We start from the raw sequence: 27,000 nt of genomic DNA, 5'->3' as shown, positions 1-27,000 counted from the left end.
GTGGATCAGGTATTGACGCAGCAAGAAATAGATCTCTTACTGAATGCGATGAGCACAGGAGAGATCGATAAAGAGGTAATGAATGAAGAAGACAAGCAGACAAAAGTAAAAACCTACGACTTTCGCAGACCAACAAAGTTATCCAAAGAGTACGTCAATACCCTGCACATGATCTTTGAAGACTTTTCTAAAATGAGCAGCAGTATGCTGTCTACCCAATTGCGTACCAACGTAACTTTGCAGTTGGCTGCTATCGAACAAGTAAGTTACGATGAATTTATCCATTCGATCCCTAAGTTTACGTTGTTAGGACTCTTTCGTTCTCAACCGCTAAATGGGATTCAATTCATCGAGATGAACCCTCAACTGTGCATGTTGATGGTGGAACTATTATGTGGAGGATTGGATGCGTATCAAAGCAAACAATCAGAGATTGATTTAGAAGACAAGACGAATTTCACGGATATTGAAACAGCCATTCTGGAAGAAGTAGTCAAACTATTCGTACGGGTCTATGAAAGTGTCTGGCAAGATATCGTCAAGTTAGATTCAGTCTTGGATGGGTTGGATACTAATCCGCAGTTGCTGCAAAATATGTCACCCAATGAACCTGTTGTGTTGGTGACCTTCACATTGAAAATTTTCGAAACCAAGAGTTTTATCAACTTATGTGTTCCTTATGTCTTCTTTGAAGGAATCATTGATAAACTAAGTTTTCGTAATTGGTTCGACAGCAATCAACCAGCCAGTTCTGAGGATAGCCGCGAGCTGCAAAAAAGTTTGAATGGAGTCGCGTTAAATCTGGAAGCTTTGTTAGGATATGCCCAGATGAGTTTGTCAGACTTCATTCATTTAGAAGTCGGGGATGTCATCAAATTAGATAAAAAGATCACGGAACCATTAGAGACCTTTGTTGATGGAAAACCGTTTTATCGCGCGAAACCTGGCAAGCAGGGAGATAAGCTAGCCATTGAATTATTAGACAAGTTAGAAGAGGAGCAAGAAGAATGAGCGAAAGTTTTAGCCAATCAGAGATCGATGCATTGATGAATCACGATACCTCTCAGCAAAATGTAGATGAACAAGTAAAAGTTGATATTATCGGAGAAGTCGGGAATATTTCGATGTCCCAAGCGGCAACGACCTTATCGTCGATCTTGAATCGACGTGTCAGCATTACAACGCCTAGAGTTGTCAGAGTCAAACTTCAAACGATTTTAGATGATCTAGTGGCACCGAAAGTGGCCACGATTGTTGAGTTTAAAGAAGGACTTGTCGGCAGCAATTTGATGCTCTTGGAAGTCAAAGATGCAATCATCATTGCAGATTTGATGATGGGAGGCACAGGTGAAACAACAAGTACTCAATTCACAGAACTAGAGCTAAGTGCTGTTGCCGAAGCAATGAACCAAATGATCGGTACCGCATCTACCTCGATGGCAACGATGATCAATCGCAAAGTGGATATTTTACCACCGATCGTCAAACTATGGAGCGAATCAGAAGCTCTGGAATACGAGGCAGTTAAGGAAGAAGAAATTTACTGTATTTCATTCTCACTAAGTGTGGAAGGTGCGATCGAGAGTGAGATCATGCAAGTTTTTAGCGATCCAGTCGTCAATGATATCGTAGCCGCGATGTTAGCAGATCAAGCAACAGTTGTGGAACGGGAAACACCGGCAAAACCGCAGCCCGCTGTAGAAGCAAAACCAGAACCTGCGGTTAACCAACCGCAAGTGGAAGTCAGTCAACCAGCATTCCAGCCATTAAATGCAACACCAACCACAGATGGCGATAATCTGGATTTGATTTTAGACGTGCCATTGGATCTAAGTGTTGTTTTGGGACGCAGCAAAAAAACAGTCAAAGAAATTTTATCTTTCAATGCTGGATCGGTCATCGAATTGGACAAACTGACAGATGAACCGTTAGAAATATTGTTGAACGGGAAATTGATCGCTAAAGGAGAAGTTGTCGTCATCAATGAGAACTTTGGTGTCCGGATCACCAATATCTTGTCCCAAAAGCAACGGATTCATAACTTGAGTTAAGTGAATCTTCTTAGAAAAAGTTAAACAAAAAGGTTTAACTTTTTTTCTTTTTATCCGATAGTATAAAATAGAAGAAGCACCGAGAATGGAGGAACTCTCATGAAAATCGCAAGAGGTTATGCAGAGTATAGCGACAAAGCCATCCAACGAGAAACAATCAAGCCAACCAAAGCAGAGCAAACCGCTGCCGAAAAAAAGGTTGACGTCCAATTGTCAAAAACAGCGCAAACGATCAAAAACAGTGGCGGTAACGAAGCGAGCCGTGCTGATCGTGTCGCTGCATTAAAACAATCCATCAAAGATGGCACTTATCAAGTATCAGCAGAAGCAATTGCCACTAAAATGCTTGCTAGCGATGTAAAGAAGGCGGATTAGATGACAGAACGTGAATTTGAACGACAATTACAACGTTTTTTTCGACTTTTGGTCAAAGAGAAAGAGTATTTGATCAAGGGCCAAGGTGAAAAACTGATCGAGCTGGTAGAGAAAAAAGAAGGATTTGTCCCAGTCATCGAATCTTATGAAGGCAATCTGACAGACAAATGTCGTGAATTGATCCAACAAATCCAAAGACAACAGCAAGAAAATCTCTTATTGACTGAACAAGCCCTCAGCTACCAAAAAACATTGATGGATGCCGTTAAAGACAACATCCAGCCGGCAGCAAATACGTATTCGAAATATACGGAAAAGGCCACTGTTCAGACAGCGATCATTGACCAAAAAATTTAAGGAGAACTTTTATGACAGGATTATTCGGATCACTTGGGACCGCTACTGGCGGTATGAGCGCAAACCAAGTAGCACTACAAACGAGCAGCCATAATATCGCCAATACGAATACAGACGGGTATTCACGGCAACGTGTCAATCTACAGACTCAGCAACCTTACTATCTACCAGGAGCAGGTACGATCGGTACAGGGGTCAAGGTTAGCAGTGTGCAGCGCGTTGTTGATGATTTTGTGATTGGGCAAGTACGAAATGCCAATTCCAAATATACATACTATGAACAAAAAGCAGATATCCTTGGTCAATTGGAAGGTATCTTAAATGAGCCTTCAGATAATGGTTTATCGAAACAGCTGTCTACGATGTTTGACTCTTGGACTGCGCTAGCCAACAATCCCGAATTAGAAACGGCCAAAAGTCTAGTCCTCGAAAACAGCAGTACCCTGGCTGACATTATCAACCAAATGTCTTCGCAAATGAAAAAATTGCAAGGTGACACGGTAGATGACATCGAAAAATCTGCATTGGATTTCAATGAAAAAATCAAACAGCTAGAATCATTGAATGAACAGATCTATGCCTTAGCAACTGACGGACAAACCTCCAATGACTTACTGGATCTGCGGGACAATCTACTCAAAGATATTTCAAGCTTGGCACCGATCGAAACGACATTTGATCAATATGGCCGAGGCTATGTAGCGATTGGCGGCCAAACGATCCTAAATGCAGACGAACGCAATACGATCAGTGTAGTGATGGGTAAAAACGAGCAAGGAACCATCGTTTCCAAAGACGGTAACAGCTTGAATCCACGGGAGACAATCAGTGGGGATTACCCTCCAGGGACGATTTTGATCAATAAGCCAACAGAAGACGGTCAAACAAACTACGAGGAGTTGCCGATCAAAGAAGGATCGATCGGGGGTCTGCAAGTTTCGGTCACTGAGATTGACAGTCGCTTAAGCGAATTGAACAATTTTGCCACAACCATTGCCAAAGCAGTCAATATGATCTTTACAGATGGAAAATCCAGTACTTCCGGTCTCTTTGAATTCGGAGAAGATACTGCCGGTACGATCAAAGTCTCTCAAAGTATCATTGATAATCCTAGCTTATTGCAAGCCGGTAAAACAGGTGAATCTGGAGATGGTTCAAGAGCAGCAGCGATTGCGAAGCTTCGCAATGCAAAATTGGATTTTCCGCTGTCAGATGAAACGATGGCTTCTTTTGATCCCGACACACTTACCTTCAAAACAGATGGTTCAGGTATGACGTGTGACAGTTACTTCAATAGTATCGTCACGAAGAACGGGATCTCAAAACAGCAAGCAGATAATACTGCTAGCGCTCAGCTATCACTGCTAAATCAATTAGAATATAGAAATCAATCCGTTTCAGGGGTTTCGATCAATGAGGAAATGTCTGACGTGATAAGGTTTCAACAAGGCTTCCAGGCAAATGCACGAATCATTTCTGTGGTTTCGGAGATGCTGGATACCTTGATCAATCGAACAGGAGTATAGATAAATGCGTATTTCAAATAATATTACTTATAGTGATTTTATTCGTAATTTAGGCACTAACGCCTCGAATGTTCACAAGACACTTAACCAGTTATCTAGTCTGAAAGAAGTCAGCAAATCATCAGAGAACCCATTGCTGATCTCTAAAATCATGAATCTAACTGGATCCATCAATCAGAACGCAACATTTGGCAGTACGATCAAAGACAGTATTTCTTGGTCAAAAGTTCAAGATTCAACATTAGACAATGTCAGCAAATCGATGCTGCGAATCCGTTCGTTGATCCAATCTTCTGCCAATGGTACGAATGGTGATGATGAGTTAAAGGCCAATAAAGCAGAGATTGAAGAAGAAATCGAAGGGATCGTAGAAGCGCTAAATACCAATTACGATGGCCGATATATCTTTGGCGGTACCAGTACGACGACCCCGCCATTTGAAATCGTAAAAGAAGATGGCGAAATCGTTGGGATCAAATACAATGGGACTAGCAAAGACTTGCCGCGAGAAATCGCGAATGGTGTTTCTGTCGATTTACTATCCGACGGCAGTCGTCTAATGAAGGAAACCGGAACAGAGTCAGATCCAGAAAATTTAAGTACGTATTTCAATGATTTATTGTCTGCATTGCGTACTGATGACAAAGAAGCTTTGGGGGGCAAGCTGCTGGAAGCCCATGATGAGTATGCCAATCATTTTGTGAATGTGCGTTCTCAGATCGGCGCTTTGTACAATCGGCTAGAAGCTGCCTCAGATCGTAATGAAACAGAGAAACTGAATTTGACAGAGACGCTTTCCAACAAACAAGATATTGATTTTGTGGAAAAGTATATGGAGTTTTCTAATCAAATGACGGCTTATCAAAGTACATTGGCGATGGGAACAAAAATCATGCAATTGACGATCCTTGATTACGTTAGATAATCGTTTATAGATGTCACCGTAAGATGCAAGAGAGGAACAACAAACTCTATGGACTCTACTTAGAAAAGGAAGTTGCAGGCGGCTATGCTCCGCTGCAATTTACGAATAGCTAAGTAGAGTTTTTTGTTTAAGATGTTTTTTTGATGGTTGACTATAGCAGTTTTATTGCCAGATTGGATAAGAATCACTCCCACGATAGCTGGAGCAATAGAAGATGATTTCTTAGATCCTATCGTTTACCAAGAATGAACGTGGGTTTCTCTTGTTCAAGAGCAGCTGTTTATACGGAGCATAAATTTTTTTTGATTTTTTTATTTCCCTATCTTAACTAACGGTTTTTTCTTCCGATACATATAAACAGAGGGAAACCTTAGCGAAAAATTAGGAGGAATAATCAAATGAGAATCAATACAAACGTGTCTGCGTTAAACACTTACTCTCGTTTAACAGCAGCAAATGCTTCTAAAAGCAACTCTTTATCAAAACTATCTTCAGGTATGCGTATCAACAAAGCCGGCGACGATGCTGCTGGACTAGCAATCTCTGAAAAAATGAAAGGCCAAATCGGTGGATTATCTCAAGCGAAAAGCAATGCACAAGATGGTATCTCATTGATCCAAACAGCTGAAGGTGCGCTAAATGAAACCCACAGCATCTTAGGCCGTATGCGTGACTTAGCAGTTCAAAGTTCAAACGGAACTTTGAGTACAGATGACCGCGAAGCAATCTCAAAAGAGTTTTCTGCTTTGTCTGACGAAATCGATCGTATCAGCACAACAACAGAATTCAATACTAAGAGCTTATTAAAAGGTGGAGAAAGTGGTGAAAAAGCTTCTTTCATCTTCCAAATCGGTGCCAATGCGAACCAAACAATGAGCGTAAAAATCGGTGATATGGGTGCCAAGGCATTAGGCGTAGACGCTTTAAAACTTGAGGAAGCAAAAGATGCTGAATCTGAAATTGCTAAAAAAGTTGAAACGGCCTTTTTAGATGCAGCTAATTCAGATAAGTATGATGCTGACGGTAAAATTGATGCATCAGCTGGTAAAACAGCTGCAGAACTTAAAGATGCAATTGAAAATGCGGCTGATGATACTGCAAAAGCAGCAGCACAAAAAACATATGATGCAGCTTTAGAAACTTTTAAAGCTTCTACTAATGGCCAAACAGCTATCGCAACGGCTAAGACAGAAGTTGAAGAAGCTTCTAAAAACAGCACAGTCAGCAAAATCGATGAAGCCATCAAAACTGTTTCTGCACAACGTGCGGACCTAGGTGCGGCTCAAAACCGTCTAGAACACACAATCAACAACTTGGGTACAACGCAAGAAAACCTTTCTGAAGCAAACTCACGTATCCGTGACGTTGACATGGCGCAAGAAATGATGAGCTTTACTAAGAGCAACATCCTTTCTCAAGCAGCAACTTCTATGTTGGCACAAGCAAATTCAATGCCAAACAGCGTATTGAGCTTACTTCAATAATTTTGGGGAAATCACAGCCAAGGACCAGACGGGGAAGCAAGGTCCTTGGCTTTACATAGCACCACTAAGAACATCGGTCGCTGGATGACCGCTCACATAATCAAGAGGCACCAAACAAGCAAATTCACAGAGCTGGTCCAGTGTGAAACGCTAGTTGACTGGATGGTCGCTGTTGTCTGCACCACAGCTTTTGAAGAATATCGTCCAAATCAGGAAAAGTGAACAACTTGTTGGAAAGCCCGCCACTATGGTGCAACAGATGATCAGCGTAATTGAAGACTTTAGAGAATAGATCTCTGAAGTCTTTGAAAGGTTGCGCACTAGAAAGGGATGAGGAAATGGCAAGTATTACAAGTGCTTCAGGAATCAGTACGACATTAGGGAGTTATTCGGGGATCACTGCAGAAGATATCGAAAGTTTATTGGCAGCAGATGCCATTAATAAAACCCGCGCCCAGAATCAAATCAAAACCATCAACTCGCAAAAGACTGCCTGGAGCGACATCAGCACTCGTTTGACCAACTTTTTGAACAAAATCGATGCCCTGCAAAAAGACGAGGCATTTCAAACGAAGAAAGCAGCGTCGTCAAACAGTGGGATAGCGTCTATCTCAGGAACAGCCGAAGCATTGGAAGGTTCCTACGATCTAAAGGTAAAGCAGTTAGCTACTGCTACTAAAGTAACAGGAACGAAAGTTACTGATAATAGCAAAGCTGCATTGAATGTCGAAGGCACGCTTTCTTTGACAAGTTCCGAAGTAGATAAAGACGGCAATCCTATCACGGTAGACATTGAGATCACTAGTGAAGACTCACTAAAAGACATTGCAGATAAAATCAATAAACAAAGCAAAAATTCCTCTGTGAGTGCCAATATTATCGATAACCAGTTAGTATTGACCAATACTAAAATGGGGGACAAAAATTTTACTATCTCTGGTGATGTTGCAGAAAGTCTAGGGATCGGTTCCACTGCGAAAACGACGCAAGGGCAATCAGCTATTTTTGAGTTAGACGGTATGGAGATCACTCGTGACAGCAACACGGTCAGCGACGTAATCGATGGTGCAACACTGACGCTATCCAAGGTCAGCGACGAATCCGTAAAAGTATCTTTGACCAACGACACTTCCAAATTGGTAGATGCGGTACAAGGATTAGTTGATCAATACAACAGCTTAATGAGCTTTATTGGTGAAAATCTATCTGTTGGTGATCCTAGCAGTGAAAACAACAAGACGGGTGCGTTGGCTGGGGATACTGCGCTGACTCGGCTTCAAACCCAATTACGTAATTTGATCACGATCCCTTCTGTCAAAGGTTCAGATCTAAAACCGAATGATCTGGGAATTTCGACAATCGACAATAACGGCACTTTAGGCTTTGATAGTGAGAAATTTAAGAAAGCTTTAGAAGAAGATCCTTCAGCGATCAAAGATTTCTTTTATGAAAAGACCAAAAGCAAAGACAGCGACGGGACCACATCAACGACAGAATCTGGCTATACATTAGCGATCAAGGAGTTAGTCAATAGTTATGTTGTTAATACTTCTACCAATAAAGGGGTCATCGCTACAAAATCAGCCACCTATGATTCCACCATCAAAGATCTGAACAAGCAAATCACACGTTTTGACAAGATTTTAGAGATGAAAAGAGATCGGTATATCACGATGTTTACCAAACTTGATGAAGCAATGATGCAAGCTGAGAGCCAGTTAGAATACTTAGCTAGTCAATTCTCATCTAAATAATTCTGGACAATCAGAGTAAGAGAGGAAGAGTGGAATGGAAAATAGCCTGCCTACACTGGACGAACGATTAACACGGATTTTACAAGGGTTGACGGATTGGAACGGTGAAGTGGAGCAAGCAGAAGTACTGCTGGCAACCAATGCTGAGCTTTTAGCAACTCTGACAGATAGTCCGAATCGCACAAAACAGACACAAGCCCTAGTTGAAAAGGTCGTGGCTGCGTATCAAACATTTCTTACACAAGTGCAAGCACAACAAACACTGATCAAACAAGAACTGGGACGTTTGAATCGACAAAATAATTTGGTAAAAACCTATCTGCAGCAGGAAGATGTTGCTGGATTTGTCGAATTCGACTATTAGTGAGGGAAAGAAAATGAATTATCAGCAAATGCAATCAAATTATTTAAAGAATCAAGTGATGAGCGCGTCTCCTAACAAATTGATCGAAATGCTTTTGCAGGCAGCAATCAAGAATATCAAGTTGGCCCAGTTAGCGATTGAAAAACAAGAACTAGCAAAAGCCCATGAATACTTTATAAAAACACAAAATATTTTGTTGGAGCTGCGTACGTCGTTAGACGAAAAACAAGGCTGTGAGATTGCTGAAGGTCTTGCAACGTTGTATGAATACATGTATCAGCAGCTGATTGAAGCCAATATCAAAAAAGAAGTGGCTCCTGCCCAAGCTGTTGCGGAACTGCTGAGCGAGTTATTAGAAAGTTGGCAGGCCATTACCCAATCTGCTTGATCAAGTCTACCACCAGCTTGCTGACGGTAGCAAAAGCAAGTATGTATATAGAAAAAACAACGACATGCTGCTTTCAGCCGGGCAAAGTCGCAAACATTGGGTTTGCGACTTTTTTATTTATTGACTTTAGTCAGTTTCTTTCGCGTAGCGTACGAAACAAAAAAAACGCGCGTTTCTACGCGTGGACGAAATAGATTTAGCGATAAAAAAAAACCTTTCGATATACTAATAATGGCTACCAACCGCATATCAGATCGAAAGGAGTTTTTTTACGTCTAACGACGATAAAAGTTTAGCACATACGAGATGGAATTGTAAGTATCACATCGTCTTCACGGGTGGATATTTACTTGGAGGAAATCATATGATTAAAATAAGAAACGTTTGAGGAGGATATATAGTGAAAGAATTATTTTTAAACAAGGATCATATGGCAAAATTTAGTTACATGATGGAAGAATTAGGGTTTGAGGATCTTCGGGATCCATATTGGACGAGCCTTTCCTTTATTGTTACAGGCAATGAAAAGCTTTTTAACAAACGTCACTCACTAATCAATTTTGATCAAAGATTGATTAATAGTGAAGTGTGGTTTTCTGGAACACTTTCGGGTGGGGAGCAACGATTGATTGCTCTAGCTTATAACTTATTTACCAACATGGATTTCTATGAGTTTGAGGATGGGAAGAAATACTACATTTCTCCTTTGGAAATATTTTCTGGAGTTGATGAGGTGGGTTACAAGCTTGCGAAAAATGCGATCGATGTGAGACTGAAGTTTTATTAGTTTTGGAAGTACATTTATAAAAAACTAAAGGGCCATTGTTATTCTTAAATAACTTTGAAAAATAGTGTGTTTTCTCAAATTTTTTAATTATCTCAAACATTTGAAAAGGTGTAATTTTTTATGGAAAAAAAATATATAAAATTGATAGTAGCATTAGCAGGTGTTTTAACAGTAGTTTTAGCAGCTTTTTTCTTTTTTAGACCAAGTGGTTTCACTGGGTATTATGAAGGAGAAGACGATTTTGGAAATAATTATAGCCTATCAGTAAAAGATGATGAAGTAACACTACCGAATGATGGAGAAATCTCAACTCACAAGGGGGAATATAACGATATTGATAATTCAAATAAGAAATACCTGCTTGTAGATGACAAGCATATCAAACTCGACATGGGGGAAAATTTGGATGGATCAGATACATATACGATGTTTGTATCAGACAAGAATAGTGGTGATACTAGTCAAGTGATACTAAAGAAGGTAAGCAAGAAAGATAGTATGATTGGGTCTAATTAAATAGTAAAGTAGCTTGGCTTTCATAAAATATTTTATCAAGAAATAAAAATAAGAGACTCAGACTGTTTGGGTGTCTTATTTTTATTTATATCCACAAATTCTTTAACAGGCTCTTTTTAATTTAGCTATTTCTCTTTTGGATTTTAAATTATTATCTCAAAAGAGAATAGTAGATTTAACTTATAAATTATTTTACAATTTTTAGTTTAATTTTGAAATTATAGCGCTTTCATGTTATGATGACAGTGTAAAAATACTGTATTGAGAGTTGAGTAAATATGAGTAGAAAAGGTAAATGGATTTCTTGCTTTGTAATGGTCCTTTTTGGAATTACTTCATTTAACACTTTGGGTCAATCGGTTAGCGCTTCGGAAAATGTCATTGTTAGTAGTAGCGATAGAGAAATAACCGAGCCAAAAATCATAGAATTTGGGGAGCAAGGTGGTATCCAAGCTCGTGTTCAGGTTTTTAAGTTCAGTATATTATTTCCTCCTGGACAATATCCTTCAGCTGTATACTCAACTCATATGTACATTGGTCATTTAGAACGTGTAAGCTATGTCGGCGGAGCTCAGTATATCGGACATTATTCAACTGGAATCTGAGAAGGAGTCTGAGAATATGAATAACTTTGATCTATGGAAATGGGTTGCAGGAAAAAGGACAGATAAAGAACCCAACTATTCCAAAAAAAATTGGTTGTATGTAGGTTTAATGTTACTGCTGTTCATATTGATTGTCCTATCTTATTATTTCATTTCCGTATTATGGTAGATTCTAGATCTTTTGAATGAGTGTAACATGGATATTATAAAAATGAATAAATAGCAAAAAGCCTCTTGCATGTTCAAGAGGTTTTTAATTTACTAATTACTTGCAGCCAAATCTTGGTAGTACCTAATGAGTGTGCCAACCAAGTTGTAATTAAATTGTTCAAGTCAGTGTTTTAATCTGATTAAAATTTAGTTCCGGCGTATTACAAATTCTTATTAGGACATCAGAGTATACCTTGCTAGTCTGTTTTTCCTGTCATTTTTCTTTTTAAATGGCAATAATTTTATTTTCTAGATGGTAAAAAATCTATGTAATTTCGTGTAGTGATAAAAATATTTTTCGCTTTATTTGCAAAAAGATCAATCCCAATAAACGAGGATTGATCCTTTTTTCTAGTTAATATATTTCTTTAAAATAACCTCATCACCGTTTGTTTCACCAGTTAAAGTAAATCCAAATTTCTTATATAAGCGTAATGCATTGTCGTTATCTGATTTTGTCGATAAAGTAATGACTGGAACGGATTTGCTTCTAAACTGTTCAACAATGATTTCCAATGCTTTTGTTCCGTATCCCTTATTTTGATACGACTTATCAATGGTAAATTGCCATAGCCAATATCGATCTTCATCATTGGGAATCGATTGATCAAACACAAGCGCAGCGTAGCCAATGACTTCATTATTCAAACAAATGAAATAAGGTTCTGCATATTCAGTCATAAAAGCGGATTGAATTGCCTCTGGGATTGATAAAACTAAATTTGAATGTACCTGTTCACTGGTAACAACTACATTATTTCCTAAGAAAGAATTCTTTTCATCCACTGGAAGTAAATGAATCCAGTCTTCAGTTTCATTTGTAAGTTTTTTTTGAAGTTCAATTTCAACAGAATTTGTTTCTATTTGATTTACGTTATAGATGTTTATTATCTTATCGAAACCCGTGGATTTCCAAAATTTTAAACCTACGTAGTTATTGGTCGATACAACAAGCTCTGCTTTTTTTAGTTGTTTTTCAGCATAAAGATTCTCCAATTCTCTTATAGCAAGTTTACCAAATCCACAGTTTCTATATCTCTTACTTATATAGAAATGAAGAATATACATACTTGATGGATAGTCTTCAAATACCCATAAATACCCAATTATCGTATTTAAATAAAAAATACTCAAACAATGACAATCGTCATTCGAAAGTTCAGGGATTATGCTTTCGATATTTTCTAGAGGGGGTATGGGATCACGACCTTCCACATTGTTGAAATGTGGCTTTGCCTCTTCAAAGATGCAATTGAGAGCATTTTTTTCAACGGCTATTGAAGGTTTTAATGTTATTAAGCTCATAAATTTTTTCTCCTTATTAAATAATATGAAATTATTTAACAAAAAAAGTTGGTCTGCCCATATAGTTATCCTCCGTGTTCTTCTTTTAATTAATTCTACAGTACTTTCCCTTTTTTGAAACCCCTTTCTATATTGTGGGTTAGTGTCCAGAAAATCACGTATATAGACAAATTAGGAATGCAGTACCTGTGAACATGGGGCGTTGGATTAGAGAGCAATTGCAAAAATATTTTAGCAAGTAAGTCAACTATTAGAAAAAATAGCTGAGAGGATAAAAACAGTGAGAATTACAACATATGCGGCGATCATTGTGGAAGATTTTTTAAAGACTTAGAGTTACAATAATGTAAGAAGCTTATTTGTACAATCAGGATATAATAATAATGTATTAAAACACTATTATTATATCGGGAGTGATGAGTCAATGAAAACAGATCTAAGTAAATACTTATTATCAATTGTTGCTGCAGGGACTTTTTTAGTATGTTCTACTTCTGTGGCAGTAGCTGCAGAAAGTCAAAATGTTATTGAAGAAGAAAGTTTATACGCTACAGATGCTGGTATGCCAGATGATTTTGAAAATATGGAAAACATTGATCAAGTAATCTCAGAAATTGATTCCTTTTATATGCGAAACGAGAATCCATTTTTACGGGCAGCTGCGGGAACGAAGTGGGCCGAAGGACAAAAAGTATGGGATGGCGAAGTAGGTTATTGGGTTACTAGTTATTTTTGGGTTAAAGGAAGCGCTATGTCCCCTTATTTTGTTGTTGGTCAAGCTCAAAGAAAAGCTGTGATTGCTAAATATGGAAGTGTTAACAACAAAACTTCCTACAAGATGAAAACGAAGCAGCATATTACACTAAAAGGTAAATGGAGCTACAAGACTGTTTCAGCTAGTGCCGTTTGTTACGGTCGATAAAGAAAGTAGGGAAAATCATGAAAGATATCATAGTAATTTTAATTGCGCTTATTTCGATTGGTTTTGCAGCATGGGGAACAGTTGTTGAAGGCAATTGGATGAAAGATCAAATAAAAAAGAATAATGACAAGAAGCATTAAAGAATATCTTTCTTAAAAAAAGACACATTAATCTGTGTCTTTTATTTTCTCTATTTCTTTTGACAATTCTTTAAAGGGGTCAGAAACTTAAAAATTTCTGACCTGTTATATGATGATATTTTAAATGTTACATAGCGAATTTTATCAATATTCTTCAGTAGTTTTAGTATTTAGCTGTTCTTCCCTCAATAACAGATGGAATCTAAAACTGGTTTGAGTGATTGTCCTAAGATAGATAAACTATACTCTACTTTTGGAGATACTTGTGGAAACTCTTTTCGAATAATCAGCTTATCTTGTTCAATTTCTTTTAAAGTATCTATTAACTGTTTAAATGAAATCTTACCAATTCTACGTTTTAATTCATTGTATGGAAGGGAAGATTGGTCCATGGATAGGGCGTACAATATTAACGTTGTTTGCTAATTATTTATAATGAATTAAAAAGAATTTAGTCTAACAAAGATTCGTTTTTTCTTATTAATAAAAGTGCTAAATATGCAAACAAAAACACATAGGATTATGTAGTGTTCCCCCCTAAAAAGTTAAATCAAAAATCTAACTATTAGGGGGGAGATACATTAAACTACTTTACCCACGTATTTTTTTCACTTATTTTATTTAAAATGATTTACAATCATTGTATGTTGCTGATTTAATTACGTTATTTTTCAATCCAAGTACCATTTGTTAAACGAACACGTTTGATTTCATATGCCGCACTGATATTACTTGGATTACCCAGAATCATACCAATTTGAATACCATTACTAGGATCAGTATAGATACGACGTCGAAAAGTTACTTCAACTAATTGGTAATCTTTATTTGATTTCATAAAACTTTCTACTTGTTCGATTGCTTTACGTCCTGCGGTTAACGCATTTTTTTCATCATTTGCTGCCCCTTCGTCAATAATGTCGATCATTGAAACGCAAAGGTTTGCGAGCGTGACGTAAGGAGCGCTCGTTGTTATTCCTGCTAGAAAGAAAATTTTCTTTACACCTGCGTCTGCTAACATAGAAAGTGTATTTGATGTAAAGAAGTCAAGGGTTGTTTGATACGAGCTTTTTGGTTGTAACATACGATCAAGAAATGCTTGTTGAAAAGTTCGCATGCTCTCTAAATTTGCTGTTGTTAATTGATAGGTAGTCCATGATTCTGAACGAAATGCCATTTTTGTTCTCTCCTTTAAATTTAATATCAAATTTTGTATTGATCAATATTTATTTGATATGCTTATTATGGAGGAGATAGAAGGACATTATATTTTTTGTAAACTATAATTGATAAATTCTTTCAGGATTGAGGTTTATGACCAAAGTTACATTGATTTCTCTAAGAACTCCAGGATTTCTTTTTCCATACAATCTAGTCCAAGCTGCTTTGTAGTTTCAATAATTGGTTGTACCGGTTTTCCTGTTGTAATAGCTTCTAAAATTTTAAATTTATATAATTGTGAAACTGAAATGTCTTGTATCCTTTTATTAACTAAGGTAGACAGAAATCCGGTATATTTTTTTGCTAAAACATATGATTTTATTTCCAAGAAAAAGTATGACATGTTAGTATAAAACGAAATTATTTCTATGTCGTACTCGGGGATATGTTGAATAGAATTAATATATTTTTGTGTAATAGCAATCATATTGCTTACAAAATGATAATCGAAGAAACGCAAGTAATTATTGAATAAAGCAAATTCATAATGAAAAAATTCGTTCTTTTCAAACAGGTATTTCTTAATAGATTCTATATTGCTAAAGTTTTCATTTTTCTTTTCTAGGTAATGAGTATAGAAAAAATCTTTACTGTCGCCCTTTTTTGGTTTTATTATTTTAAGATGAAACATTTTTTTTTACAAGTTATATCAGAGTTGATCAGGATAGAAAATTCTTTATAAGAAACATTCATTCTGTCTAAAATTTCAAAAAGGAAATTGCTACTTATAAATGCTTGCCCACTTTCGACTTTGTAATAGTGCTGAGGAGATATCAAATCATCGGTTAAATACTTCACGGTAAGTTTTTTACCTTTTCTAATTCTATACAAGGTGTTTCCAATTATATGTTCATACATATTAATTATTGCCTCCCATAACATACTAAGAAACAAAGACTAGCAGAAGCTAATCTTTGTTTCTTTCTTTTATAATCTTCAACAATTCTTCGATCGATGATTGCAGACTAAGCATAGTTTTTTCTAATTTAGTTATTAGAAATATTGACAAAACAATTGGAAAACCTATATTTGCAATCATATCGCTTATCACTCCAAGCTATCCATAAAATTACCTCCCAATAATTTGTTGACCAAAAGGATCGATTTCAGTATACATATAAATTACCTCCTTGTTTCTTGAAAAAATATTAAGATTTTATGGACAAAAAAACTTAAAGTATCAGCTATAATTGATAGTGTCGCTGTAATTACATAAATGTATTTAGATAAGTCTCAGAGTGATATATAATAGACGAAAATAAATCATGGATGGTATTAAGTAAAATGAATAAAAATAAATTTAAAGATCATATTCTCCTTCCGCTTGTAGCAGTTAGTGGGTTGTTTTTTCTAGCGTATTCTGCCCGTTTATCACCTTCGGAACTAAAATATTTCACCGTTTGGACTTTCTTTTTATACTTGCTAGTAGCAATAGTTTTGGTTAGGATAGTGGACATATTACTGACGTTGCTTATAAAAATGATTAAAGCCCATAGAAAAAAATAAATTAACCTAGAATAAAAATTTGGATTTACGTTAACTGGTGAGACAAACGGTGATGAGGTGATCTTAAAGAAATATATAAACTATTCTGGTCGGTCAGATATGTTGAGCAAAATTAAAACTTGAACAACAGAATATGTAGGATGAAATTGTTAAAAAGAGTGTTCAGAAAATGACTAATTTCTGGACACTCTTTTTTAGATACCATAATTGATATGTATTACTCTATTTTTGTGTTCATAAACTCGCAACTAAATCATTGTTCAATTAAAATTTGGATTTACGAGTATTAGAAAATATTGGATGTGGTCAGAAACTTAAATAGTTTTTGACACATGATTAAATTCGCGATATAATAGGCTTGAGAGTGTTTCATAAACTTATGTCATAAAGTTAAGGGGATTTTACATGATTTTAGAGAATAAATTGGGTTTGACCAATCAAGTTGAGTTGGCCAAGGCTGAAGAAAAACTCAGCAAGCAAAAAGCAAAGGAATTATACGATTCGGGGAAAATAAATGGAATCGAAGTTGGCACGTTTAAAGGCTTATCTGAAATTCATGATTTTCTCTTTTCAGAAATTTACGATTTTGCAGGAAAAATTCGAACGGTCAATATTGCAAAAGGAAATTTTCGATTCGCACCGGTCATGTACCTGGAACATTCGTTAAAGCATATTGATCAGATGCCGCAAACTTCTTTTGACGAGATTATAAAAAAATATGTGGAAATGAATATCGCTCACCCCTTTCGTGAAGGAAATGGACGAAGCACTAGAATTTGGCTGGATCTCATTTTGAAAGAAGAGTTGCAAAAAGTTGTCGACTGGAACTTAATAGATAAATCAGACTATCTTTCCGCAATGGAGCGCAGTCCAATAAATGACTTAGAAATACGCTATTTAATTTCTAATGCTCTGACTGATAAAATTGATGATCGCGAGTTATATATGAAAGGAATCGATGTCAGCTATTTTTATGAAGGCTATTCTGAGTATACAATAGATGACTTGTAAGAGCAGGTGGATCAAATGACAAAATATGGCTATGCACGTGTTTCAACTGCTTCTCAAAGTACGAAAGAACAAATTCAACAGTTGCTTGAGAACGGTGTAGATAAGAAAAATATCTTTTCAGAAAGATTTACAGGGACGAAACGGGATCGGCCAAAGTTTAATCAGCTGTTGGCCGGTCTGAAGTCTGGAGACGAAATTGTCGTCACTAAACTTGATCGGTTCGCCCGTAACACACGGGAAGCTTTAGAAATCATTGAGCCGTTGCTCGATGATAACGTTACAATCAAGGTTTTGAATTTAGGGACGATTGAAAATACATCGATGGGGAGAATGATCGTTCGTACCTTGTTGAGTGTTGCTGAAATGGAACGTGACATGATCATAGAACGTACTCAAGAAGGAAAGATGTTTGCAAAAAAGAATAATCCGAACTTTAAAGAAGGACGTCCGAAAGCTACAATCACTCCAAAGAAACGCCATGCATATGAACTTCTTATTTCAGGTAAATCGTATAAAGAAGTTGAATCCATAACCGGTTTCAGTCGTAGTACGCTTTTCAGAATAAAGAAAAAAATTGAAGAGAGAAATTAGATGGAGATAAAAATTATAATTAGAAAAGCAATTTTTTGAAAATATATCAAACGCATGAAAGACAAGAAAAGAGAGAGCAATCCGCCTATGAGAAGGCGGTTTTTTTGTACCTCTTTGTCACATTCACACAAAAAAGACCTTGTAATTGCTATAATGAGGAATAAGCAGTGATGTTTATTTAAATATCATTACAAAGATTTTTTTGGCGGTGATTATTTGAGTGTAGGGATTACAGTAAAAAATCCATATGAAACAGAGAAAGGCTGGCTTAATGATGAACGGTTATGGACTGGATCGGGGGGATTGATATGAATCTTGCAACAGAGGAGAACGATATGGAGTTAACGATTCCGAGCTACAAGGATCTTTTTGAAGTAACACAACGCAGACTACGTAGACTTAGGAAAAGGGCAATTAAAAAAAGTGGAACGCTTGATGCTTGTGATGAGTTTATGTTTCAGATAGTAGGAAATATTAATCTCCGATTCAATTCTATGTGCTTGTTAATAGAGAATAATAATTGGGATGGCCTTTTCGCCTTCCAAAGAACAATATTTGAGTTACAGCTAGCTTTTGAAGTTTACATGAATTCAAAGGATAAAACTAAATTGGTTGAATTATATAAAAAAAAGGGAGATTTTGAAATTGCATTTAAATGGAATAAGTATATATCTGCAATTGATATCAACGAAGTTCCAATGTTTCCTAAAGAATATGGAAAATGGGTTAGTGATTGGCAATTTAGTACAACTCAGGCCTTAAAGCAATCTACGAAAAATAGAACCACAGATACGTGGTATGAACAAGCAACAAATAGATCAACTAAAGATCTAAGCTATGAATATCTTTCGGAATTAGATTACTATATTAGCTATGATGAACCTTCTAGTTGGATTCACCCTCAGAGTCTGGAGGAAAATCTAGACATGAATTTTAATCAAAGGTTAGAAGAAAAAAATCTTTGTATGCTATCAATAATGGTGAAAAGAGATCTTCAGTGGCTTATGAATAATATTTATAGAATTCAAAAATATTTAAAAATTGAAAAAAGTGTCAAAATTGCGGAATACTTCAATAAAATATGTCTATTTAATGATCAAATGCAATCTTTTCTTAATGAAATGCTAAATGAACGATGAATGACTTAGACTTGTGTTGCGCGTTATTGAAGATTCAAGCCTTCAAGTCGAACGTTTTCTAGCATCCCTTCTTCGTTGATTTACGTGCCATTGCATGTTAAAATTTAGTTGCAAATGGATTATTGGACATGAAAACACTACCAAACCCCAGAGAGGTCGGATTCTCTGGGGTTTCATTTTGTGGGCTGATGTCGCCTTAGTTTCTTTACTTCTTGTCTCGATTATTCAGCCAATACTCGAAGATGGCTACTAGCAAGCCGACAAGAAGGGGGCAAATGAAGAATTGAATCATGAAAACACCTCCCTCCAGTCGCAAGACTGTCGGATAGGCGACTATTAATTTTGACATACTAAAAAATTGCACTAGATTGATTAATCTAGTATGCGACTCAAATTAGTTTACAGTATTGATAAAGTGAGCAAAATAATCATGATTTCCTCTATTTGACCACACTATGAACGCGGATTGTGATAGGATAAACTTGCAGAGTTAGACTTGAGTTGCGCATTACTGAAGCTTCACGCAACGCTTTTTGGGGGGATTAAGCATGGATTGAAAAAGTATTTTTGATAAAGGCTGGCAGCTAGCTTCATTTGAGCAAAGAGCAAGATACAATAATCTGATGTCCTCCTCCCCTGCTATTGACTGGACCTACAAGGAAAAGAAATACTTACTTTGGATGTGTCAATTCGATATAGATACCTTTGAGACTTTCGAAGTGATACTGGATAAAATTAAACGGAGCAAGGACGAAGGAGCGAATTTATAAAAGGTCTGCTCTTTTTTATTTTATAACTTTGGCTCAATATGGTTTTAGTATTTGAACCATTCTAAGAAAAATTGGGATAATGATTAAATTTATTATTTATGTAATGGATGAAAATTAGGCATTTTGTAATTAGATAAAAAAATATTATAACGACACTTATTTAAATAAAAAATAAATTGTTTCAATAGATATATCGTATAATTTAAATATATTCATTATTTATGTATTAATAAATTTAAATAATATTCTTTTGAGAATGTGACACAATCTGATTCTGTCACATTCGTTAAAATCGCTCCATCCTTAGAGCCTCTAAGAGAAAATTACTTTTCTTTTAGAGGCTTTTTTCTATAGCTTGTTTAAATGTGACTTATTATCTGTTATAATCGTATTAAGTAACATTTGGGAGGCGGCTAAAAATGAAGAGCGTGGAACCGATTCGCGACAAAAAAAAGATCGATGCCATGAAGGCCATTTTGGCTTCCGGAAAATATGGGCAACGAAATTTGGTGCTTTTTTCGATTGGGATCAATACAGCATATCGAATCTCTGATTTAAGACAGTTAAAATTAAGTGATGTATTAGAAATTTCCCGTGGACGGGTGATTGTCAAAGAACGTCTGGCCATGAAGGAACAAAAAACGGCCAAACACAATTCGGTCTTCATTTCGAACAAATTACGAAGAGTGATTCTCGATTATGTTCAATCGGAATTTCCTGAACAGCTGCAAGTACATGATTTCAGTAATTATTTGTTTCCAAGTCGAAAAGGAGCAGATACGCCTTTGACCCGACAAAGCCTTTGGCGGATCATTCATGAAGCAGGAACGGCGGTTGGTTTAAAAGAAATTGGGCCCCATTCGATGCGGAAGACCTTTGGCTATTTTTTGTACAAGCAAGGGACCAAAACAGAGATCATTCAGTCGCTGCTCAACCATTCTTCGCAACGGGAGACCTTACGCTATATTGGGATCACCCAGGAAGACAAAGATACCGCCGTAAAGAGTTTGGATCTATGACAGAATAATGCCCTATATAATAGAAGGAAAAATTCAAGAGGTGAGAAAATGAACGAAGAAAAGCGGTCTAAATTCCCCGATAAATACCACTTATCTCGCAAAGAGTCTGTGTATTTATTGAAGAAAAACATTGTAGAACTGGTGTATAGTGCGGGAAAATTTGAAGGACTGAATACAACGCTATTACAAACAGAAGAGATTATTAAGTATAATCGGGCCAATAATGTGACTGTAGATGATGTCCTGACCGTCGTTAACTTAAAAAGAGGCTTTGAAATGCTTTTAAATGACGTACAGGAGCCACTAGTAGAGACAAGTAAGCGGATTAATCGGATAGTTGCAGCGGAGGAATCAAAATTGGTGGAGTAGAAATGTCTACTATTCAATGGAGATATATTTCACCAATGCTAACAAAAGTACAGGTAAATAATCAATACATAAAATAAGATAAGATATATCTGATGCGGAAAAATTATTGGACTATTTCTATTTATCTCGAAGAATCAAATATTAGGAGATGTTAATAGGAGAACTGTTTTACAATACTTATAGAATAAGAAATTTATGTATCTCGATTATATTTTTGTACTTTCCAAATCAAAAGTTACCTCTATTATATTGGAGGTAAACATAAAAAAACTAAATTTGAAATGGGGAACTGTTATGAGAATTGCACACATTTCGGATGTACACTATCATCCGAGTCAAAAAAATTTCGATTTAGAAATATTATGCCCACTCATAAAAGATTTAGAAAAGCAGAATCAAGAGAAGCCGATCGACTTAATATGTTATACTGGAGACTTAATTGATAAGGGTGGATTTGATACGCTTAATCCTATGGTAATATCAGAATGTTTTCAAGAGTTTGAAAAAAATTTTGTAACACCCATTCTAGAGAGCCTTAATTTAGACAAGGCGCACTTCTTGTTTGTTCCAGGTAATCACGATATTGATAGAAAAAAAATCAATCCGATTTTTGAAAATGGATTAGTTATGGCCTTGAATTCCGAAGATAGTATTCAAAATTATATGAGGAACCCGAGTCAATTACATTTGGACAGAATAGAGGCGTATAAGAATTTTGAAAGATCTTTTTTTGCAGATAATATTGGATATAAAGGAAATGAATTTGGATATGGATATAGTGTAGAGACTTCAGATGGAAGTATAGGTGTAGCAGGTATAAATAGTTCTTGGAGGTGCAATGACGATACAGATGAAGGTAAACTAATTGTTGGCTTACAACAATTAGACTCTATAAAACAGTCTTTAAATAGTGATAACAAAGCATATGATTTAAAAATTGCTTTAATGCATCATTCTTTTGATTTTCTTTTAGATGCTGAAAAGCGTAGCATTCAAAATGAAATTATGATGGACTATGATTTACTTTTGATTGGACATGATCATTCAACAAATGCTCAGCAAAGTAATAATAGCTATGGAACATCCTTAGTGGTATCACAGGCACCATCAAATTGGACTGTTAACATGAGGTCTCAAAGTCTTGCACATCATAACGGATATACAATAATTGACTATAATAAATTAGAAGCAACTCTAACGCTTTCATTCCGAAGATATAACAGGAATAATAGAATGTTTGTACCAGATACAATGAAAGGTATGGATGGGACAGGATCAACAATTTTTACTTTTGATAGATCTTTAAATGAGGAATGGAAAAGAATAAAAGAAAGTATTATTGATAATCTTTTAGATTTTACAACTGAGATTCAGAAAGTAATGGTCAGTTTTGGAACAGACTCTGACTCACCTAAAGAAATAGATGACATTTTTGTTGCTCCCAGACTAGAGATTAGAAATCATGATAAAATTAATAATGATATTCGAAATTCTACGAAAAAAGAAAATTGGACGATCAAAGATTTAGTGGAATCAGAAGAAAACTATATATTATTTGGTCCCAAAGAAATAGGCAAGACTACTATACTCTATAAAATATACAAGTATATTTTCAACCAATTAGATGAAAAAAGAGTTATACCAGTGTTTTTGGATATGGATAACAACAAAGTTAATTTTAATAAAGAAATTGCAACATTTTTAGCTCTATCGAATTCTAAAACTACTAATTTGATTAATAATTATAAATTAGTTTTACTTATAGACAATATTAAAATTGATGGCTCTGAGCAAAGTAAAACTTCTTTAGAACATATCTCTAATTTTATAAAAGAACATCCTAATATCAGGGTAATCGGAACTACAACATCATATGGAGATTTTGAATCGTCAGGAAAAATGTATCAAAATGAGAGTTTATCATCTTTTACTAAAATAAATATTGAATACTTTGGTACACGTGAAATAAGGGATTTAATGAGTAAATGGTTGGTTAATGACAAATCATCAAAAAAAGAAATAAGTGATTTAGTTAGGAACTTTCATAGCTTAAATATCCCTTCTACACCATTATCTGTGTCTCTATATTTGTGGATATATGAAAAACAAAGTGATTTTAGACCTGTTAATAATGCAAATTTAGTTAGAAATTTTATTGAAAAGTCTTTTGAAAAACATTCAATGAATGAAATATATTTAAGTGAATTTGATTATACTAATAAAGAAAGTCTTTTAGCTTGTATAGCATTCAATATGCTTAATCAAAAAGATAGAAACTATAGAATCAGCAAGCAAAAAGTTATATCTGTTATAAAAAATGAAATTCAGAGGAAAAAAATGACAGTCGCTCAGGTTGACTCAGATTTAGAATTTAGTGAATGGATTTTAAAGCACTACGAAGATAAAGGAATACTTATTTCTGAAATGGATAACAATACTCATTACTATCGTTTTAAGTTGAAATGTTTCTTTGATTACTTTTTGGCTGTTTATATGAGAATTGATCCTGAATTCAAAATGAGAGTATTTTCTCCGGAGTACTTAATATATGAAGATGAAATCGAATATTATGCAGGACTTAATAGGCATGAAAGATTTGTTTTAGACTTTGTTTATGGTGAAATGATTGAAACCTTTAGGAATTTAATTAATGGAAAAGATAAAGGTATATTTGAGCAAATAATTTTAGAAAGTAAAATTGATTTTGCTTCATATTTTAATAAGTATAAAGCAAATAGAAGTCTAGTTGATTTGATTAATCTTACAGATGTTGGTGAGCAAGAATTAGATGATATATTGAAAAAGAATAAAATTACAGATGAAAAGAAAGACCTACAAAATGATGGACTATTAAATGAACCCAATAATACTTATGATAGAGGTGAAATCGAAACAAAAAATAAAATTGATGAAATTCCACCGATAGAAAGACTTCAAAAGTCTTGGATGATTTGCGCCAGAGTGCTTAAAAATCTTGATGAATTATCAGACGGAGAATTCAAACTAAAAGCTTTTAAAGCTACAGTATATTGTTCAATATTAACACTATTATTACTACACAAGCAGTCAGAAATAATAATAGATAACGATGATGAAAATGAAGAAATAATAGAATTAGCAAATTTTTTTGTTAGGTTCGGTCTATTACTACACGAAAGTATTTTTAATACAGTTATGGGAACTAATAAAATTAATGGTTTGGTTGACGAGTATATTTCTTCTTTTATTAATAATGATCCTAAAAATAATATTATGATCGTTGATCCAATAGAAGAGTTATTTACAATATTATTTTATGCCGACAACAAAGGTGTTAATTCTTTGAGTTATTTGAATTATGCTATAAAGAACTTGGACGGAACCTTTTATACGGATATTCTTTTTTTAAAACTAAATATTCTTCATTCTGAAACAGAATCTTCTACTAAATTAGAAAGCAGTTACAAAGATTTAATTTCGCAACTAATGAAAAAACGTAGTAAGGGAAACCATGTTGTAATACAGTCTAAACAAGTTTCTAAACAACAAAAAATAAATGAAGAAATGGATAGAAAGAAGAGGTTAATTGAAATGAAAAATAAAAAGTAGGTCAAGCGCCTACTTTTTATTTAATTAACATAAAATATTTGAGTAATAAGGATATACGGTGTATACTTATTCTGGGGAGTTGATAATATGAACATAAAAAAAAGGAAAATTAGAGAAGTAGGTAACTCAATAGTGGTCACTTTGTCAAAAGAGATTTTATTACAAAAAGGTTTGAAACCTGGAGATACTATTTTTATTGATGAAGATAAAATGATGGATGCAATTGTGAAGGAAGAAAGAAATTTAAATCTTGAAATTGATATGTATGTGAATCAGGCTCTATCAGAATATGATGAAGCATTCAAGGAATTAGTTGACAGATGATGTATTTGAGCGAAAAAGATATTGTAAAATTGAATGTTATTCAAATAAAAAAATATTCACCAAAAGAAACAGTTGGTGTCATTGATAAAAACGCTTTGAGTATGGCTGTAAATCAACCAAAACAGCATATTTTTGGAAAAGATCTCTATCCTGATGTGTTCAGCAAAGCAGCAGTTCTCTTAATAAATCTAATAAAAAAGCATCCATTTCACAATGCTAACAAACGTACAGCATTTTTAGCTGCATATGTTTTTCTTAAGCTAAATGGCTATTCACTAAAAATGGAAAATCGGGAAGTTGTAGAATTTGTAGTAAAAATTGCTACGTATCAGGGTGAGTTTGATGACTTAAAAGAGACAACAACTGATATACTAAAAAATAATTCCACAAAGATTGATAGAAAAAAATAGAAGCAAACTAGCAGTTTAGTCCATTCTGAAGCTTTAGTTTGCTTTATATTTTAGTTTACATAAGATATATTATACAAATTTAATTGTTTTTGTAGCTGGTACATCAATATTTTTAAAAATAGATGTTTATTTATGTAAACTATAAAAAGTGGATATTTGGTTACTGGCAAAGATTAAAATATATAAATTCGTATAGATTTTCCTCTTCTGGAAATTTTCTAAACGGTTTGCTATAGTATTATTAGATTTGCATAATTAGACTTTGCGCTCCCATTGATGAAGTTTTGGGTAGCACTCTTTGTTGGAGGACTACAAATGGAAAGAAAAAAAGATATTTGAGAAACGCTGGCAACTAGCTTCAAGTGAGCAAAGAGCGAGATACAATGATTTGTTGACCTCCTACCCTGCGATCGATTGGACTTATAAGGAAAAGAAATACTTACTTTGGTTGTGCCAGCTTGATATAGGTACCTTTGAAACTTTCGAAGTGATTCTAGAAAAAATTAAACATGATGGTAGCAAAAAAGCAAATCATTTGGAATGAAATGCTTTTTTATTTAAGAATGCTTATATTATGTTTGAAAGGTTTTACAAAAAAATATATCCATTAATATCTAAAATAGATAATACATTATTTTATTCTTGACTTTAGTCAGTTTCGTTCGCGTAGCGTACGAAACAAAAAAACTGCGCGTTTCTACGCGTGGACGAAATAGCTTTAGCGATAAAAAAATCCTTTCGATATACTAATAGTGGCTACCAACCGCATATCAGATCGAAAGGATTTTTTTATGTCTAACGACGATAAAAGTTTAGCACATACGAGATGGAATTGTAAGGTTCACATCGTCTTCACTCCGAAGTATCGAAGAAAAGTGATTTATGGAAAATTAAGAGTAAGTATTGGCCAGATATTAAGAAAATTGTGTGAGATGAAAGACGTTGAAATCATTGAAGCTCATGCAATGCCTGACCACATTCAACTATTAATAAGAATACCGCCAAAGATTAGTATTTCTAGTTTTATGGGCTACTTAAAAGGACGAAGTGCAACCTTAATCCATGAAAAACATGCGAATTTGAAATATAAGTATGGGAATAAAAGCTTTTGGTCCAAAGGATACTACGTAAGTACGGTTGGGTTAAATCAAAAAACAATTGAGAAATATATTAGAGAACAAGAAGCAGATGATAGAATAAGGGATAGTATAAGTAAACAAGAGTATGTAGATCCATTTAAATAGTTAAAAAGAGATAGGGCTGTGAGCGGTGGTGGTCATTTTAAAAGCCCCTTTTAAGGGGCTAGCGAGTGGTGAGCCCTTCTAGGGCTTTTTACTGCGTTG

The 27,000-nt window shown here is 35.1% G+C and carries 31 protein-coding genes and 1 pseudogene; 26 read left to right on the top strand and 6 right to left on the bottom strand.

Annotation, left to right across the window (positions count from 1 at the left end; all coding sequences use genetic code 11):
- From fliM to ACTFWY_RS10805, 13 genes are all read left to right on the top strand, one after another.
- Positions 1 to 1,011, top strand: coding sequence for a flagellar motor switch protein FliM (gene fliM / locus ACTFWY_RS10865; RefSeq protein WP_171917806.1), 1,011 nt, complete (start codon positions 1 to 3; stop codon positions 1,009 to 1,011).
- Entirely contained in the window at positions 1,008 to 2,051 is a 1,044-nt protein-coding gene (gene fliY, locus ACTFWY_RS10860) for a flagellar motor switch phosphatase FliY (RefSeq protein ID WP_081131824.1), read from the top strand. Before fliM ends, fliY begins: the two co-directional genes overlap by 4 nt.
- A gap of 99 nt (positions 2,052 to 2,150) precedes the next feature.
- Positions 2,151 to 2,426: a flagellar biosynthesis anti-sigma factor FlgM gene (flgM, locus tag ACTFWY_RS10855; protein WP_060813663.1), complete on the top strand. Its 276-nt coding sequence runs from the start codon at positions 2,151 to 2,153 to the stop codon at positions 2,424 to 2,426.
- Positions 2,427 to 2,783 carry a hypothetical protein gene (locus tag ACTFWY_RS10850; protein ID WP_081131823.1) on the top strand — a complete coding sequence of 119 codons (357 nt, stop codon included), beginning with the start codon at positions 2,427 to 2,429 and terminating at the stop codon, positions 2,781 to 2,783.
- Positions 2,784 to 2,794: 11 nt separating this feature from the next.
- The gene (gene flgK, locus ACTFWY_RS10845; protein ID WP_081131822.1) at positions 2,795 to 4,309 is read left to right on the top strand and encodes a flagellar hook-associated protein FlgK; all 1,515 of its coding nucleotides are present in this window, start codon (positions 2,795 to 2,797) and stop codon (positions 4,307 to 4,309) included.
- Between the two features lie 4 nt (positions 4,310 to 4,313).
- Positions 4,314 to 5,234, top strand: coding sequence for a flagellar hook-associated protein FlgL (flgL, locus tag ACTFWY_RS10840; RefSeq protein WP_103300683.1), 921 nt, complete (start codon positions 4,314 to 4,316; stop codon positions 5,232 to 5,234).
- A gap of 398 nt (positions 5,235 to 5,632) precedes the next feature.
- A complete protein-coding gene (locus ACTFWY_RS10835; protein WP_103300682.1) occupies positions 5,633 to 6,718 on the top strand; it encodes a flagellin N-terminal helical domain-containing protein in 1,086 nt (361 codons plus the stop codon).
- Between the two features lie 338 nt (positions 6,719 to 7,056).
- Positions 7,057 to 8,472 (top strand): flagellar filament capping protein FliD, encoded by a 1,416-nt coding sequence (gene fliD, locus ACTFWY_RS10830; RefSeq protein WP_081131819.1) that lies wholly within the window; start codon positions 7,057 to 7,059, stop codon positions 8,470 to 8,472.
- A 34-nt stretch (positions 8,473 to 8,506) separates the two neighbouring features.
- Positions 8,507 to 8,836, top strand: a complete 330-nt coding sequence (locus ACTFWY_RS10825) for a hypothetical protein (RefSeq protein ID WP_103300681.1) — start codon at positions 8,507 to 8,509, stop codon at positions 8,834 to 8,836.
- Between the two features lie 13 nt (positions 8,837 to 8,849).
- Positions 8,850 to 9,224 (top strand): flagellar export chaperone FliS, encoded by a 375-nt coding sequence (gene fliS / locus ACTFWY_RS10820; RefSeq protein ID WP_409535891.1) that lies wholly within the window; start codon positions 8,850 to 8,852, stop codon positions 9,222 to 9,224.
- 400 nt (positions 9,225 to 9,624) lie between these two features.
- Positions 9,625 to 10,011 carry a DUF6075 family protein gene (locus tag ACTFWY_RS10815; protein WP_113848978.1) on the top strand — a complete coding sequence of 129 codons (387 nt, stop codon included), beginning with the start codon at positions 9,625 to 9,627 and terminating at the stop codon, positions 10,009 to 10,011.
- Between the two features lie 120 nt (positions 10,012 to 10,131).
- The gene (locus ACTFWY_RS10810) at positions 10,132 to 10,527 is read left to right on the top strand and encodes a hypothetical protein (RefSeq protein ID WP_171917804.1); all 396 of its coding nucleotides are present in this window, start codon (positions 10,132 to 10,134) and stop codon (positions 10,525 to 10,527) included.
- 278 nt (positions 10,528 to 10,805) lie between these two features.
- The gene (locus ACTFWY_RS10805) at positions 10,806 to 11,132 is read left to right on the top strand and encodes a hypothetical protein (RefSeq protein WP_103300677.1); all 327 of its coding nucleotides are present in this window, start codon (positions 10,806 to 10,808) and stop codon (positions 11,130 to 11,132) included.
- A gap of 561 nt (positions 11,133 to 11,693) precedes the next feature.
- On the opposite strand, the gene ACTFWY_RS10800 is transcribed toward ACTFWY_RS10805, so the two are convergent.
- Positions 11,694 to 12,647 carry a GNAT family N-acetyltransferase gene (locus ACTFWY_RS10800; protein WP_409535890.1) on the bottom strand — a complete coding sequence of 318 codons (954 nt, stop codon included), beginning with the start codon at positions 12,645 to 12,647 and terminating at the stop codon, positions 11,694 to 11,696.
- A gap of 424 nt (positions 12,648 to 13,071) precedes the next feature.
- Between ACTFWY_RS10800 and ACTFWY_RS10795 the strand changes: the two genes are divergently transcribed.
- Together ACTFWY_RS10795 and ACTFWY_RS10790 are read left to right on the top strand one after the other, a co-directional pair.
- On the top strand, positions 13,072 to 13,569 hold the full coding sequence (locus ACTFWY_RS10795) for a hypothetical protein (protein WP_409535889.1): 498 nt from the start codon (positions 13,072 to 13,074) through the stop codon (positions 13,567 to 13,569).
- 17 nt (positions 13,570 to 13,586) lie between these two features.
- Positions 13,587 to 13,709, top strand: a complete 123-nt coding sequence (locus tag ACTFWY_RS10790; protein ID WP_255199839.1) for a hypothetical protein — start codon at positions 13,587 to 13,589, stop codon at positions 13,707 to 13,709.
- A gap of 185 nt (positions 13,710 to 13,894) precedes the next feature.
- On the opposite strand, the gene ACTFWY_RS10785 is transcribed toward ACTFWY_RS10790, so the two are convergent.
- The 4 genes from ACTFWY_RS10785 to ACTFWY_RS10770 all read right to left on the bottom strand — a co-directional run bounded on the left by ACTFWY_RS10785 (position 13,895) and on the right by ACTFWY_RS10770 (position 15,969).
- The gene (locus tag ACTFWY_RS10785; protein ID WP_376715990.1) at positions 13,895 to 14,116 is read right to left on the bottom strand and encodes a winged helix-turn-helix transcriptional regulator; all 222 of its coding nucleotides are present in this window, start codon (positions 14,114 to 14,116) and stop codon (positions 13,895 to 13,897) included.
- A gap of 257 nt (positions 14,117 to 14,373) precedes the next feature.
- The gene (locus tag ACTFWY_RS10780; protein ID WP_311828347.1) at positions 14,374 to 14,886 is read right to left on the bottom strand and encodes a hypothetical protein; all 513 of its coding nucleotides are present in this window, start codon (positions 14,884 to 14,886) and stop codon (positions 14,374 to 14,376) included.
- Positions 14,887 to 15,033: 147 nt separating this feature from the next.
- Positions 15,034 to 15,561: a hypothetical protein gene (locus ACTFWY_RS10775; RefSeq protein WP_103300672.1), complete on the bottom strand. Its 528-nt coding sequence runs from the start codon at positions 15,559 to 15,561 to the stop codon at positions 15,034 to 15,036.
- Between the two features lie 276 nt (positions 15,562 to 15,837).
- Entirely contained in the window at positions 15,838 to 15,969 is a 132-nt protein-coding gene (locus ACTFWY_RS10770; protein ID WP_103300670.1) for a YvrJ family protein, read from the bottom strand.
- Between the two features lie 872 nt (positions 15,970 to 16,841).
- Between ACTFWY_RS10770 and fic the strand changes: the two genes are divergently transcribed.
- The 3 genes from fic (at position 16,842) to ACTFWY_RS10755 (ending at position 19,177) form a co-directional block, all read left to right on the top strand.
- A complete protein-coding gene (gene fic, locus ACTFWY_RS10765) occupies positions 16,842 to 17,447 on the top strand; it encodes a protein adenylyltransferase Fic (protein WP_409535888.1) in 606 nt (201 codons plus the stop codon).
- 15 nt (positions 17,448 to 17,462) lie between these two features.
- Complete coding sequence (locus ACTFWY_RS10760; RefSeq protein ID WP_409535887.1) at positions 17,463 to 18,038, top strand: recombinase family protein; 576 nt, start codon at positions 17,463 to 17,465, stop codon at positions 18,036 to 18,038.
- Between the two features lie 308 nt (positions 18,039 to 18,346).
- A complete protein-coding gene (locus ACTFWY_RS10755; protein WP_439926937.1) occupies positions 18,347 to 19,177 on the top strand; it encodes a DUF5677 domain-containing protein in 831 nt (276 codons plus the stop codon).
- A gap of 205 nt (positions 19,178 to 19,382) precedes the next feature.
- On the opposite strand, the gene ACTFWY_RS10750 is transcribed toward ACTFWY_RS10755, so the two are convergent.
- Positions 19,383 to 19,469, bottom strand: a complete 87-nt coding sequence (locus tag ACTFWY_RS10750) for a type I toxin-antitoxin system Fst family toxin (RefSeq protein ID WP_113848974.1) — start codon at positions 19,467 to 19,469, stop codon at positions 19,383 to 19,385.
- Positions 19,470 to 19,740: 271 nt separating this feature from the next.
- Between ACTFWY_RS10750 and ACTFWY_RS10745 the strand changes: the two genes are divergently transcribed.
- The 8 genes and pseudogenes from ACTFWY_RS10745 to tnpA all read left to right on the top strand — a co-directional run bounded on the left by ACTFWY_RS10745 (position 19,741) and on the right by tnpA (position 26,901).
- A complete protein-coding gene (locus ACTFWY_RS10745; RefSeq protein WP_409535937.1) occupies positions 19,741 to 19,947 on the top strand; it encodes a hypothetical protein in 207 nt (68 codons plus the stop codon).
- A 419-nt stretch (positions 19,948 to 20,366) separates the two neighbouring features.
- The gene (locus tag ACTFWY_RS10740) at positions 20,367 to 20,966 is read left to right on the top strand and encodes a tyrosine-type recombinase/integrase (RefSeq protein WP_138372291.1); all 600 of its coding nucleotides are present in this window, start codon (positions 20,367 to 20,369) and stop codon (positions 20,964 to 20,966) included.
- Positions 20,967 to 21,014: 48 nt separating this feature from the next.
- Positions 21,015 to 21,506 (top strand): annotated as a pseudogene (locus ACTFWY_RS10735) (hypothetical protein); the annotation flags it as partial.
- A 123-nt stretch (positions 21,507 to 21,629) separates the two neighbouring features.
- Positions 21,630 to 24,923, top strand: coding sequence for a metallophosphoesterase (locus ACTFWY_RS10730; RefSeq protein ID WP_439926936.1), 3,294 nt, complete (start codon positions 21,630 to 21,632; stop codon positions 24,921 to 24,923).
- Positions 24,924 to 25,010: 87 nt separating this feature from the next.
- On the top strand, positions 25,011 to 25,247 hold the full coding sequence (locus ACTFWY_RS10725; RefSeq protein ID WP_439926935.1) for an AbrB/MazE/SpoVT family DNA-binding domain-containing protein: 237 nt from the start codon (positions 25,011 to 25,013) through the stop codon (positions 25,245 to 25,247).
- Positions 25,244 to 25,657 (top strand): type II toxin-antitoxin system death-on-curing family toxin, encoded by a 414-nt coding sequence (locus tag ACTFWY_RS10720; protein ID WP_409535928.1) that lies wholly within the window; start codon positions 25,244 to 25,246, stop codon positions 25,655 to 25,657. Before ACTFWY_RS10725 ends, ACTFWY_RS10720 begins: the two co-directional genes overlap by 4 nt.
- 301 nt (positions 25,658 to 25,958) lie before the next feature.
- The gene (locus tag ACTFWY_RS10715) at positions 25,959 to 26,201 is read left to right on the top strand and encodes a hypothetical protein (RefSeq protein ID WP_409535929.1); all 243 of its coding nucleotides are present in this window, start codon (positions 25,959 to 25,961) and stop codon (positions 26,199 to 26,201) included.
- A gap of 247 nt (positions 26,202 to 26,448) precedes the next feature.
- Positions 26,449 to 26,901, top strand: a complete 453-nt coding sequence (gene tnpA, locus ACTFWY_RS10710; protein WP_103300663.1) for an IS200/IS605 family transposase — start codon at positions 26,449 to 26,451, stop codon at positions 26,899 to 26,901.
- Positions 26,902 to 27,000 lie beyond the last annotated feature (99 nt).

The organism is Enterococcus sp. 125944 (assembly GCF_051909435.1).
GTDB classification, from domain to species: Bacteria; Bacillota; Bacilli; order Lactobacillales; family Enterococcaceae; genus Enterococcus_D; species Enterococcus_D gallinarum.
The sequence above is the reverse complement of the archived record's forward strand: the minus strand, read 5'-3'. Positions and strand labels throughout refer to the sequence as shown.

What these genes read in the sequence shown, in the direction of transcription:
- fliY (WP_081131824.1), top strand. Translation starts at nt 1,008, where the DNA reads ATGAGCGAAAGTTTTAGCCAATCAGAGATCGATGCATTGATGAATCAC.
- ACTFWY_RS10805 (WP_103300677.1), top strand. Translation starts at nt 10,806, where the DNA reads ATGAGTAGAAAAGGTAAATGGATTTCTTGCTTTGTAATGGTCCTTTTT.
- ACTFWY_RS10850 (WP_081131823.1), top strand. Translation starts at nt 2,427, where the DNA reads ATGACAGAACGTGAATTTGAACGACAATTACAACGTTTTTTTCGACTT.
- fliD (WP_081131819.1), top strand. Translation starts at nt 7,057, where the DNA reads ATGGCAAGTATTACAAGTGCTTCAGGAATCAGTACGACATTAGGGAGT.
- ACTFWY_RS10835 (WP_103300682.1), top strand. Translation starts at nt 5,633, where the DNA reads ATGAGAATCAATACAAACGTGTCTGCGTTAAACACTTACTCTCGTTTA.
- ACTFWY_RS10725 (WP_439926935.1), top strand. Translation starts at nt 25,011, where the DNA reads ATGAACATAAAAAAAAGGAAAATTAGAGAAGTAGGTAACTCAATAGTG.
- fliS (WP_409535891.1), top strand. Translation starts at nt 8,850, where the DNA reads ATGAATTATCAGCAAATGCAATCAAATTATTTAAAGAATCAAGTGATG.
- ACTFWY_RS10730 (WP_439926936.1), top strand. Translation starts at nt 21,630, where the DNA reads ATGAGAATTGCACACATTTCGGATGTACACTATCATCCGAGTCAAAAA.
- tnpA (WP_103300663.1), top strand. Translation starts at nt 26,449, where the DNA reads ATGTCTAACGACGATAAAAGTTTAGCACATACGAGATGGAATTGTAAG.
- ACTFWY_RS10800 (WP_409535890.1), bottom strand. Translation starts at nt 12,647, where the DNA reads ATGAGCTTAATAACATTAAAACCTTCAATAGCCGTTGAAAAAAATGCT.
- flgL (WP_103300683.1), top strand. Translation starts at nt 4,314, where the DNA reads ATGCGTATTTCAAATAATATTACTTATAGTGATTTTATTCGTAATTTA.
- ACTFWY_RS10795 (WP_409535889.1), top strand. Translation starts at nt 13,072, where the DNA reads ATGAAAACAGATCTAAGTAAATACTTATTATCAATTGTTGCTGCAGGG.
- ACTFWY_RS10740 (WP_138372291.1), top strand. Translation starts at nt 20,367, where the DNA reads ATGAAGAGCGTGGAACCGATTCGCGACAAAAAAAAGATCGATGCCATG.
- ACTFWY_RS10720 (WP_409535928.1), top strand. Translation starts at nt 25,244, where the DNA reads ATGATGTATTTGAGCGAAAAAGATATTGTAAAATTGAATGTTATTCAA.
- flgK (WP_081131822.1), top strand. Translation starts at nt 2,795, where the DNA reads ATGACAGGATTATTCGGATCACTTGGGACCGCTACTGGCGGTATGAGC.
- fic (WP_409535888.1), top strand. Translation starts at nt 16,842, where the DNA reads ATGATTTTAGAGAATAAATTGGGTTTGACCAATCAAGTTGAGTTGGCC.
- ACTFWY_RS10750 (WP_113848974.1), bottom strand. Translation starts at nt 19,469, where the DNA reads ATGATTCAATTCTTCATTTGCCCCCTTCTTGTCGGCTTGCTAGTAGCC.
- ACTFWY_RS10780 (WP_311828347.1), bottom strand. Translation starts at nt 14,886, where the DNA reads ATGGCATTTCGTTCAGAATCATGGACTACCTATCAATTAACAACAGCA.
- ACTFWY_RS10770 (WP_103300670.1), bottom strand. Translation starts at nt 15,969, where the DNA reads ATGATTGCAAATATAGGTTTTCCAATTGTTTTGTCAATATTTCTAATA.
- ACTFWY_RS10790 (WP_255199839.1), top strand. Translation starts at nt 13,587, where the DNA reads ATGAAAGATATCATAGTAATTTTAATTGCGCTTATTTCGATTGGTTTT.
- ACTFWY_RS10775 (WP_103300672.1), bottom strand. Translation starts at nt 15,561, where the DNA reads ATGTTTCATCTTAAAATAATAAAACCAAAAAAGGGCGACAGTAAAGAT.
- ACTFWY_RS10810 (WP_171917804.1), top strand. Translation starts at nt 10,132, where the DNA reads ATGGAAAAAAAATATATAAAATTGATAGTAGCATTAGCAGGTGTTTTA.
- ACTFWY_RS10760 (WP_409535887.1), top strand. Translation starts at nt 17,463, where the DNA reads ATGACAAAATATGGCTATGCACGTGTTTCAACTGCTTCTCAAAGTACG.
- ACTFWY_RS10825 (WP_103300681.1), top strand. Translation starts at nt 8,507, where the DNA reads ATGGAAAATAGCCTGCCTACACTGGACGAACGATTAACACGGATTTTA.
- ACTFWY_RS10755 (WP_439926937.1), top strand. Translation starts at nt 18,347, where the DNA reads ATGAATCTTGCAACAGAGGAGAACGATATGGAGTTAACGATTCCGAGC.
- flgM (WP_060813663.1), top strand. Translation starts at nt 2,151, where the DNA reads ATGAAAATCGCAAGAGGTTATGCAGAGTATAGCGACAAAGCCATCCAA.